This is a genomic window from Sphaerotilus sp. (assembly GCF_013299175.1).
GTDB lineage: Bacteria > Pseudomonadota > Gammaproteobacteria > Burkholderiales > Burkholderiaceae_C > Sphaerotilus.
Genome location: NZ_JAAFKF010000123.1, coordinates 1 through 9,978, shown reverse-complemented (window position 1 = coordinate 9,978; position 9,978 = coordinate 1). Strand labels below are relative to the sequence as shown.

At 64.7% G+C, this 9,978-nt stretch carries 9 protein-coding genes and 1 pseudogene; 3 read left to right on the top strand and 7 right to left on the bottom strand.

All coding sequences use genetic code 11. The features are described from left to right. Both QZW52_RS16785 and QZW52_RS16780 read left to right on the top strand, forming a co-directional pair. Positions 1-127: pseudogene (locus tag QZW52_RS16785) on the top strand (succinate--CoA ligase subunit alpha); the annotation flags it as partial. Between the two features lie 121 nt (positions 128-248). Next, complete coding sequence (locus tag QZW52_RS16780; protein ID WP_294000841.1) at positions 249-605, top strand: phage holin family protein; 357 nt, start codon at positions 249-251, stop codon at positions 603-605. Here the strand turns inward: QZW52_RS16780 and QZW52_RS16775 are convergent. Beyond that, the gene (locus QZW52_RS16775) at positions 602-2,236 is read right to left on the bottom strand and encodes a M48 family metalloprotease (RefSeq protein ID WP_294000840.1); all 1,635 of its coding nucleotides are present in this window, start codon (positions 2,234-2,236) and stop codon (positions 602-604) included. The two genes, QZW52_RS16780 and QZW52_RS16775, sit on opposite strands and share 4 nt — an antisense overlap. A 95-nt stretch (positions 2,237-2,331) precedes the next feature. Between QZW52_RS16775 and moaC the strand changes: the two genes are divergently transcribed. Next, a complete protein-coding gene (moaC, locus tag QZW52_RS16770) occupies positions 2,332-2,811 on the top strand; it encodes a cyclic pyranopterin monophosphate synthase MoaC (protein ID WP_294000839.1) in 480 nt (159 codons plus the stop codon). 38 nt (positions 2,812-2,849) lie between these two features. On the opposite strand, the gene QZW52_RS16765 is transcribed toward moaC, so the two are convergent. The 6 genes from QZW52_RS16765 to groEL all read right to left on the bottom strand — a co-directional run. Continuing rightward, entirely contained in the window at positions 2,850-3,920 is a 1,071-nt protein-coding gene (locus tag QZW52_RS16765; protein ID WP_294000837.1) for an RNA-guided endonuclease InsQ/TnpB family protein, read from the bottom strand. A gap of 96 nt (positions 3,921-4,016) precedes the next feature. Further along, the gene (locus tag QZW52_RS16760) at positions 4,017-5,792 is read right to left on the bottom strand and encodes a PglL family O-oligosaccharyltransferase (RefSeq protein WP_294000836.1); all 1,776 of its coding nucleotides are present in this window, start codon (positions 5,790-5,792) and stop codon (positions 4,017-4,019) included. Positions 5,793-5,865: 73 nt separating this feature from the next. After that, positions 5,866-7,710, bottom strand: a complete 1,845-nt coding sequence (locus tag QZW52_RS16755; RefSeq protein ID WP_294000835.1) for a PglL family O-oligosaccharyltransferase — start codon at positions 7,708-7,710, stop codon at positions 5,866-5,868. Next, the gene (locus tag QZW52_RS16750) at positions 7,707-8,165 is read right to left on the bottom strand and encodes a pilin (protein ID WP_294000833.1); all 459 of its coding nucleotides are present in this window, start codon (positions 8,163-8,165) and stop codon (positions 7,707-7,709) included. Before QZW52_RS16750 ends, QZW52_RS16755 begins: the two co-directional genes overlap by 4 nt. 71 nt (positions 8,166-8,236) lie before the next feature. Next, a complete protein-coding gene (locus QZW52_RS16745) occupies positions 8,237-8,659 on the bottom strand; it encodes a pilin (RefSeq protein ID WP_294000831.1) in 423 nt (140 codons plus the stop codon). A 293-nt stretch (positions 8,660-8,952) separates the two neighbouring features. Continuing rightward, on the bottom strand, positions 8,953-9,978 hold a 1,026-nt coding region (gene groEL, locus QZW52_RS16740; protein ID WP_294000830.1), incomplete at its 5' end, for a chaperonin GroEL.

The following is a 9,978-nucleotide window of genomic DNA, read 5'->3' as shown; positions in this document are numbered from 1 at the left end:
CGGGGCGCTGATCTCGGGTGGTGCGGACACGGCGGACGCCAAGCTCGCCATCATGGAAGAGTGCGGCTTCACCGTCACCCGCAATCCCTCCGAGATGGCCAAGCTCCTCAAGGCGCTGCTCAAGTAAGCAGCACCGACGCTGACGCCAGCGGCACGCCCAGCGCCACGCTGGTGCAACACTGCGACCACGAGGCCACCGCGAGGTGGCCTTTTTCACGGCGGCCAGCCAAGTGTGTATGCTGTCACACATGGTCAAGCTCGTTGCACGTTGGTTTCTCCTGGCGGCCGCCCTGCTCTTGACGGCGCAGTTCTACCCCGGCATTCAGGTCCACGGCTATGGCGCCGCGCTGGTGGCGGCCCTGGTGCTCGGGCTGCTGAACACGCTGCTGCGGCCCGTGCTGGTCGTGTTGACCTTGCCCGTCACGGTGGTCACGCTCGGCCTGTTCCTGTTCGTGGTCAACGCCATGGTGTTCTACAGCGCGGCATGGCTGCTGCCCGGACTGAACGTGGCGGGATTCGGTGCCGCGCTGGTGGCGTCGCTGCTCTACAGCGTCTGTGGCATGGTCATCGACACGGTCCTGGAGCGGCTGCTCGACGAAGGCTAGTCCCGCTGCCCGCTGCGCTCCTGCTCCATCTCGACGCGGCGCTGCTGTTCGATCGCCTTCAGGCGCGACTCGATGATCACGCCCTCCATCGACTCCACTGCCCCGTTGCTGCGCGCCAGCCGCTGACCCGCGCGCAGCCGATCGGCCGCACCGACCAGATCACCCTGTGCAAACCGGGCCTCCGCATGGGCGCGCAGGGCTGCCAGCGGGGCCCCCTGGCGTTCATTCACCTGTGCCAGCGCCAGCCACGCCCCCGCGTCGTCAGCGTGCAGCGCCACCCAGGTCTGCAGATCTTCACGGGTGCGGGACACCAGCGTGGCCTCGGATCCCGGCAACGCCGCCAGCCGAGCGCCAAGCAGCAGCCCGGCCCGCGAGCCATCCAGCACCGCGCTTGACAGCACGCGCGCCGCCTCGGCCGACTGCCCGCGCTCCAGCAGCGACTCGACCTGCAGCACCTGCACCGCACGCACCACCGCCTCGCCCTGCGGGGCTGCCAGTCCACGCGCACGCGCCAGCGCGGCATCGGCCACCCGCACATCCTTCAACCGCGTGGCGGCCACGGCCGCAGCGCACGCGGTCGCCAGCGCCTCGGGGGTCTGCGCCGCAGCCGCTGCGGTGGGCACACCACCACCTGCCAGCCGCGTCAGCGTCTGCGTGCGGCCATCCATCATGGCGCGGGCACGGCCTTGCATCGCGGCGTGCAGCCACTGTGCCGCAACCGGCCCCCCCTTGCGATCCGTCACCACGCCGAGCCGGCCCCGCGCTTCGGCGATGCGTTCGCTGGTCAGCGGGTGGGTCCGCAGGTAGGGAAACTGGCCGGAGTCGTTCAGGCGCGAAGCGAATTGCAGCCGGTCGAACATGCCCGCCATGCCTTCGGGTGCGTAGCCAGCGGCGTCCAGCACGCCGAAGCCGACCCGGTCAGCCTCACGCTCCATGTCGCGAGAGAAATTGAGCTGCCCCTGCACCGCAGCCGCCTGACCTCCGACGATCACCGCGTTGGCGGCATCGGCGTTCTGGCTGCGCGACGCGGCCAGAACGCCCACGATCATCGACGCCACGCCCAGCATCGACTGCCGCCGGCTGCTGGCGATGTTGCGGGCGATGTGGCGCTGGGTGATGTGCGAGAGTTCGTGGGCCAGCACGGCAGCGAGTTCGTCCCGCGACGTGGTCAGCGCGATCAGGCCGAGGTGGACCCCCACATAGCCACCGGGCAGCGCAAACGCGTTGACCGAGCGGTCACGCACCAGAAAGGTCTGCAGCGCGAAATGGGCTTGCTGGTCGTCGGACAGATCGCCCCGCGCCCGCGCCGCGGCGAGCAGCGGCTGCCACAGGCTGTTCAGGTAGTCCTGCAGCACCGGGTCGTCGAGCCAGTCCGGATCGCGCCGGATCTCGCGCAGGATGCGGTCGCCGAGCCGGCGCTCGGCGCCGACGGTGAGGTCTTCCGCCGCCGCATCCCCCAGGGATGGCAGGGACGGCTGCGCCCGTGCGACCTGCGCGACACCCAGCGACACCGGTGCGGCCACCAGCACCGTGGCCAGCACGGAAGCCGACACCGACGCCAGCACCGACAACCGCCCTGGTCGCTGGCAAGGGGCATCACGTCTGGACACGGCGGGACGAGGTAGGGTCATGACCAGCCCGCCCGGAGCGGGAGATGCAGCAGGGCTGCGTATGATGCCCGCACTGTGTCTCCCCTGTGTAAATCCCTGCTGAGCGGACCCGATCGATGCACTCTCCCCTGACCCATTTCGACGCCCACGGCCAAGCCCACATGGTCGATGTCGCCGAGAAGCGCGAAACCCACCGCGTCGCCACCGCCGCCGGCACGATCCGCATGCTGCCCGCCACCCTGGCCCTCATCGCCCAGGGCAACGCGAAAAAAGGCGACGTGATCGGCATCGCCCGCATCGCCGCCATCCAGGGCGCCAAGCGCACCTCGGACCTCATCCCCCTGTGCCATCCGCTGCCGATCACCAAGGTCGCCGTGGATTTCCAGATCGACGAGGCGGCATCGGCGGTCCACTGCCAAGCCACAGTAGAGACGCTGGGCCGCACCGGAGTGGAGATGGAGGCCCTGACCGCCGTGCAGGTCGGCCTGCTGACCATTTACGACATGTGCAAGGCGGCCGACCGCGGCATGGTCATCGCCGACGTGCGGCTGCTGGCCAAGCGGGGCGGCAAGTCTGGCGACTGGGTCGCTGACTGAGTCCCTGCCTGCACCGTGCCTTTGACATCCTCCCCGCCCTAAAGGACGGGGATTCCTCCTGCGAGACGCGCATGTCCGCGCGCGGCGATGTTCCTGGCTGCATTCACGTCGCGGTGGTGTTCCGCGCCGCAATCGCAGCATGTCCATCGCCTCATTCGCAGACCTGTCCTACCTTTCGGACTGCTGGCGGGTATGCCCCCGCAGCGCGAGCAGGTCTGGGTTGTGTAGGCTTCATTTACCTCCTCGAACACGATGCCGGCCTGATGGCTCTTGTATTCCAGCATCGTTTTCAGCATTGACCATCCGGCGTCCAGCGTGGACTTCGCCATCTTGGTCTTCACCATCGCTTTCGCCTGCACGTTCCCGACGAAGATCGCCGCGTTGCGCTCGACCAGCCCGGTGCTGAACTTGTGCATCGCGTCCTTGCGCGTGTTGGCGATCTTCGCGTGGATCGCGCGCACCCGGTTCTTCTTGCGCGCCCGCTGGGCGATCCCTAGCGCGCCCTCGTGCTTGCGGTACAGGCCGGACGCCAGTTCTTCACCGTCCGAGCACGTCGCCGCGGTCTTCAGGCCGAGGTCGATCCCGACCGACCCGGTACCCGCCGACTTCGGCACGTCCACCTTGACGCACACGTTCAGGTACCACCGGCCGCGCGCATCCTGCGAGAACGATCCTGCGCGCAGATCGAACCGGCTCAGCCCGTAGCTGTCCCACAGACTGAACCTGTGCCCGAGAAAAGCGATCTGCCCGGCCTTGTACTTCGCGCCGCCCGCCTTGAACGGCACCCAGCCCAGCGAATACTTCGCCGACTTCGCGTTCGACACCCGCCAGTTCAGCCTCGACTTCTTGAACTGCTTGCGCCGGGTGGCGTATTCCTCGCACACCAGTTGCACCGTGGCGCTACCGATCCGCACGCCATCGCACTTCGAGTACCCCGCCGTGAGCTTCTGCAGGTCGAACCCGCTCAGCCACTCGCGCCGCTCCCGGAGCGCCCGCGAACTCGTCTCGTTGCAGTAGTTCCACACGAAGTTCACCTCACGCGCCATCAAGGACAGCACGCCCGCGTGCTTGTCCTTGATCCGCAGCTTGAGGGTCTTCACGGCTTCCATCCGACAACTGTATTTCCATACATGTCGGTTGACAAGCCGGAACGGCTTGAACGCTCGACCCCGGGCTGAACCTCGGGGCTTGTCGCTTCGTCCGGGTCAAGGGGCCGGGCGCAGTGCCTCGGCCGGCAGGCCCGGATCGGGCAGGCACTGGAACGGCGTGGCGCTCGGCTCCGCGCCGGGTGCCTCACACGCAGCGAAGAAATCGGCCGAGGCCGGGTTGTGGAACTCGCGCAACCGGGCAGCCACATGGGTCGCCTTCTGGATCTCGCCACGTGCCAGCAACGCCCGCGCATAGGCGATCAGCAGCCGCGTGTCGGCCAGGTGGTAAAGCGGACGCTCGAACTGCGCGAACACCTCCTCCGGCTTGGCCGCCATCGTCACCGAGGCGTAGTCGGCATGGTGGCCCCACAGCACGCTGCGCTGGCCCTTTGCCATGCGCTGCGCGAGCGGGGCGGGTTCGCCCCAGGACAAATCCGGCTCGAAGATGACCGCCACGCTGCCATATTCCACCGTGGACCAGAGCGACCCGGCCAGCGCCAGCGCCCCGGTCGCGCACCAGACCGACCGCCACGCACCGGCCAGCCGCGACACCGCCAGCGCCGTGGTCGCCGCGGGACGCACCGGCACCAGCCCGGTCAGCCATCCCGCCAGCATGGCCGCCGGCAACAGGAAGTAGACGTACCACAGCGGGTATTCGAGCAGGCTGTGGACACCGACCATCACCAGCATGAACAACGCCGTGCGGGCGCCGCGGGCGCGGTCGTCGTCCGCCACGGTCAGCGCCGGGCGGGCCTGCCAGAGTGCAGCCAGCGTGCAGCCGAGGATCACCAGCGCCATCGGCACCCCCGACTCCACCGCGAGCTGCAGGACGATGTTGTGCGAGTGGTCATAGAACGCCACCGGACGCCCCGGAAACGGGGTCATCGACCAGATGAAGTTGTACGCACCGACACCGACGCCCGTCCACGGATGGCTGCAGATCATGTCCCAGGTGTTCGCCCAGATCTTGCCGCGCGAGCTGCTGGGGTCGCCGTGCAGCGTCTTCTTGAGCTGGTCCTCGCCGTAATACATGACGCCGTGCGCCGAGAGCCACTGCTCCAGCCCCCACCAGCTCAGCGCATACAGCGGCAGCATGGCCAGCAGCAGCCCCCGCACGGGCCTGGGCAGCCGGCGGTCCACCAAGCCCCACAAGGCCAGCAGCACCACGCCGACCGACCCGGTGCGCGAAGCCGTCAGCGCCACCCCGAACACCAGCGCGCTCAGCACGACCGCCGTCACCGCCAGCGGCTGGCGCTCGCGCACACCCAGCCAGACCGCCGCCGCCGCCGCCCACAGCAGCAGCGTCGAGAGCTGGTTTGGCTGGCGCATGTTGCCGATGGCGCGGCCGGCGATGGTCGGATACGACACGAGGCGGCCGTCGGCGAGTTCGGGCCAGAAGACCTGCACCAGTCCCACCACCAGACTCAGCAACCCGGCCACCAGCAGCGCGGTCATCAGCGGCGTGGCCCAGTCGTCGAGACGGGCGGCACGGGTCGCGGCGGCCGTGGCGTGCATCAGCGCCCCGGCGAGCACCAGACAGGCCAGCGGTGCCAGACGCTGTCCCCACGGCGTGCTGGAGGTCAGCGTGGCTGCCACCAGCAACGCGCCCGCCACCAGCAGCAGCTTGGTCGGTGCAGAGGAGGGTTGCGCCGCGAGGCTGGGCCGGGCCGTCAGCGCCCAGATGAGCAGCCAGACACCGCAACCACCGAAGGCAACGGCCTGGTTGAAGTAGGTCGAGGTGGGCGGCGCGCTGCCAGCGATCAGGAAGGGCAAGGCCACGGCCAGCAAGGCCAGTGGCACGAAGGAGACGGGGGGGTGATCGGGCTGGGTCATGGGTGGCCGATCATAGCGAGGCATGCTCAGGCTCCGGCTGAATGGCCAGGGCTTCGACACCGATGGACACCGATCAGCGCAGGAGCGGCAGGTCGTAGTCCTCGCGCGGCCGTGCCCCCGTGCGGGACAACACTTCCGCCCGGATCGGCACGAACAGCGGCGCTTGGCGGGACAGCGCCTCCAGCCGCGCCAGCACCTCGGGGCAGCGGTGGCGGTACATCGCGCACAGGCGCACCAGGGTCGTGGCCGACGCGGCAGGATCGCCGGTCAAGGCTTGGTCGATGGCCAGCCGCTCAATGAGCCACTCAATCGGGGCCACCAGCACGAGACGCTCGCCCAAGGTACGCCGATCAGCCGCGATACGGGAATCGGACAGTGGATCGGCGTACCGGATCAAATCTGAAAAATAGGTCTTCCCCAATGAATCGGGAGAAGGCAGGTGGCGATTTGCGGTGTAGAGCGCCTGGGCTATCAGGCGCTCATCGACCACACCGAGCGTGAACACCATCAACGCAGAAGCAATCGCTACCACCGCCAAGCCAGGCCCAGCACGCATGAACCGCGGCGAGCGCGCAGGTGTCATGTCCACCATAACCACTGGCTCCACCACGCACGCCGACTGCGTCAGCCGAGTCAACAGCCATGAAAATGGCACCAGAAAAAACAAATTCCACAGGGGATATTCGACCAGAGAATGCAGCAGCAGCACCAGTAACAAGACGCTGTAGATTTTAAGCACCCAGCTCTGTCGCCAGACCTTCATCAAGAAAATTCGCTTAAGCACCACCAGAAACGCAATGGCGATTGGTACCACGCCCAACAACCCAGTTTCACCTAGCAACTGACTCACGAGGTTGTGTGCATGGTTGGTGTATCTAGGCCACGAGATATTTTCAGCGTGCAGAAAAACCCAACCCGCATGGGTACCCCAGCCACCACCCAGCAGTGGGAAATCCATCCATTGCTGCAGGCCATGCGCCATGATCTGCAGTCGCATCGCCAGTCCCTCTCCTTCTGAAAAACGCTGCAGGGTTGCGTGTGTAAGTGTAAGCACCGCTGCAGGTCGAGAAACTATAGCCGCCGCCAGCCATTGGCACAGTATCAAGACGCCCGCGCAGACACCGACCACTACCACCAATCGCAGCAACCGAGAGGCTGAATGCCCGGACAGCCACAGCATTGTGGCCAAACCGATCATGGACAATAACAAACCCGCGCGGCTTTGGGTCAGCAAAATGGCCGTCACCAGCAGAATCACAAGAATAGTCTGCAAGCTCATGACGAGCAGTACTGCACGCGAATACCAGCCACTTGAACGCCACCCCATGACACACACAACGCCCATGGACATCAGCAGCGAACCCAGGTTGGGCTGCGCAAAATTAGTGACTGGCGCCATGTCAGGCGGCGGCATCATCACCCATCCCAGCAGATTCGGCAGTACACGGGCCTGAACAAAGACTGTCCACACCGTCAGCAGACCACCCAGCACAACAGTACCGATCAGCATCTGGTCGGCCTGGACAACAACTCCCGCTTCACGCCCAAGCACCAAATCATCCACCAGCAGCACGACCAGCAACGCCACCCCCAGTCCGAGCGCAGGGCCGATCAGCAACTCGACATAAGTGACCTTTCGGCGCAAGACGGTCAGGACGCAGCACAGCAGCAGCCAGCACCAGATGAAAATAATGGCCCGAGATGATTTTTCTCGTGGCATGACCTGAGCTTTAGAGATACCCAGAAAAAACACTGTGCAACCAACAGTCAGTGCTACATAGAGATTGGGAAGTTGGTCTAGGTCATAAGAACCACGGGTGGGTGCCAGCCAAGCGAAAAGAAGTCCCAGGCACAAAAAAGCAACCGGAAAGGTTGCCATTGAATAATTCGACATGATTTTTCCGCCAGATTCAGTCAATTTCTACACTCGGAAGGAACATAGCGTGGGGAAACACCTTGCGTGGCAGGGATCTGGCAAGTCCAGCGCACGGACCCGCTTCCGGCCGCCGGCACAAGTTGCAGGCGCTTGCCAGAATCAACTTTTCCATTGAATTCTATCAATATGATGCCACCGCCCCCCACCGTCACCGAGGCCACCCCATGGCCTTTGATATCGGTCGCATCGGCCAGTCCTGCCGCCGTGTTATTTGTGGGCCAAGCCGAGTTTGTACCATAATACTCTGTTACCATATCCTTGGCTTCACTGGTCAGGCGCAACCCTTCAGAAACCCGTGCACGGATGGTGTAGTCAGTATAAGCAGGAATGGCCATCGCTGCCAAGAGACCAATGATGGCGACCACGATCATCAGTTCGATCAAGGTCATGCCGTATTGATTACGGGAGCATCGCCAGAAATACAATTCTGGATTCATGATGACACTTACCAATAGACAAAATAAAAGGGGCCAAACGCCCCTTTTATTTTAGAGAAACATCACCAGAGTTACGGGCGGCATTGAGTCGGACGATACTTGGGATCAACCGTGCCGCCCGTGCAAGTCCACGTCACGCCACCAGAGCCTGCCGCACCGGCAATGACGATTGTGCCCGCTCCTGCATTAGTTTTGTAAAGCACTTCGATCTTTCCGTCGGCATTCCCAACAGTCACGCTAGTCACCGAATTGCCAGTAATTTCGGTTGGGGATGCCAAGCCGGCCACAGTATTACTCGTAGGCCAAGCATTGTTCGAAGCATAGTACTCAGCCAAAGCAGTCTTGGCACCGCCGGCCAACCCGAGACCTTCCGAAATACGCGCCCGCTTCGTGTAGTCTTGGTACGCCGGCAGTGCCACGGCGGCCAGAATGCCGATGATCGCCACGACGATCATCAGTTCGATCAGCGTGAAACCTTGTTGAACTCGCTTCATGTTGCTTCCTGCAATGGGTGGGTAGAGGTGCAGCTACTTTGCAGGGTCCGTGCCAGCCCCGATTTGCACAGGAAGCGACCGAAACACCCGCCATTGCCCGGCTGGTGCGACAAAAATCGGTGCCCGGCAAGACAACAGTGGTCAAAAAATGTCACTTCCCCGGCACGATGACAGGAAGCGTCACCCCTGTTCACGGGGATCGCACACCAACCGGCCAGGGCGACACAAAAAAAGGGCCGCATCGCTGCGGCCCTTTCTGCTTGGCACTGAGCGCACGGCTCAGGCAGCGGACATCACATGCCCATGCCGCCCATGTCGCCCATGCCACCCATGCCGCCGCCGCCCATCGAAGGCGAATCGTCCTTCGGTGCTTCGGCGATCATGCACTCGGTGGTCAGCATCAGCGACGCGACCGAAGCAGCGTTCTGCAGCGCGGTGCGGGTGACCTTCGTCGGGTCCAGGATGCCCATGTCGATCATGTCGCCATAGGTGTCGTTGGCGGCGTTGAAGCCGTAGTTGCCCGAACCGGCCAGGATGGCGTTCACGACCACGCTCGGCTCGCCACCGGCGTTGGCCACGATTTCGCGCAGCGGGGCTTCGATGGCCTTCAGGACCAGCTTGATGCCGGCGTCCTGGTCAGCGTTGTCGCCAGCGATGGTGCCAGCCGCTTGACGGGCGCGCAGCAGGGCCACGCCGCCACCAGCCACGATGCCTTCTTCCACAGCAGCGCGGGTCGCGTGCAGCGCGTCTTCGACACGGGCCTTCTTTTCCTTCATCTCGACTTCGGTGGCAGCACCGACCTTGATGACGGCCACGCCACCGGCCAGCTTGGCCACGCGCTCTTGCAGCTTCTCGCGGTCGTAGTCGCTCGACGCTTCTTCGATCTGGATGCGGATCTGCTTGACACGCGCTTCGATGATGTCGGCGGTGCCGTGACCATCGATGAGGATGGTGTTTTCCTTGCCCACTTCGACGCGCTTGGCTTGGCCCAGGTCGGCCAGCGTCACCTTGTCGAGCGACATGCCGACTTCTTCGGCGATGACCTTGCCGCCCGTCAGGATGGCGATGTCTTCCAGCATGGCCTTGCGGCGGTCGCCGAAGCCCGGTGCCTTGACGGCCACGACCTTCAGGATGCCGCGGATGGTGTTGACCACCAGCGTGGCCAGCGCTTCACCGTCCACGTCTTCAGCCACGATCAGCAGCGGGCGGCCAGCCTTGGCGACTTGCTCCAGCGTCGGCAGCAGGTCACGGATGTTGGACACCTTCTTGTCGTACAGCAGCACGAAGGGGTTGTCCAGGATCGCCGACTGCTTTTCCGG

Coding starts and splice junctions, on each gene's coding strand:
- QZW52_RS16750 (WP_294000833.1), bottom strand. CDS start 8,165: ATGAATCCAGAATTGTATTTCTGGCGATGCTCCCGTAATCAATACGGC.
- QZW52_RS16780 (WP_294000841.1), top strand. CDS start 249: ATGGTCAAGCTCGTTGCACGTTGGTTTCTCCTGGCGGCCGCCCTGCTC.
- QZW52_RS16760 (WP_294000836.1), bottom strand. CDS start 5,792: ATGACCCAGCCCGATCACCCCCCCGTCTCCTTCGTGCCACTGGCCTTG.
- QZW52_RS16745 (WP_294000831.1), bottom strand. CDS start 8,659: ATGAAGCGAGTTCAACAAGGTTTCACGCTGATCGAACTGATGATCGTC.
- QZW52_RS16775 (WP_294000840.1), bottom strand. CDS start 2,236: ATGACCCTACCTCGTCCCGCCGTGTCCAGACGTGATGCCCCTTGCCAG.
- QZW52_RS16765 (WP_294000837.1), bottom strand. CDS start 3,920: ATGGAAGCCGTGAAGACCCTCAAGCTGCGGATCAAGGACAAGCACGCG.
- moaC (WP_294000839.1), top strand. CDS start 2,332: ATGCACTCTCCCCTGACCCATTTCGACGCCCACGGCCAAGCCCACATG.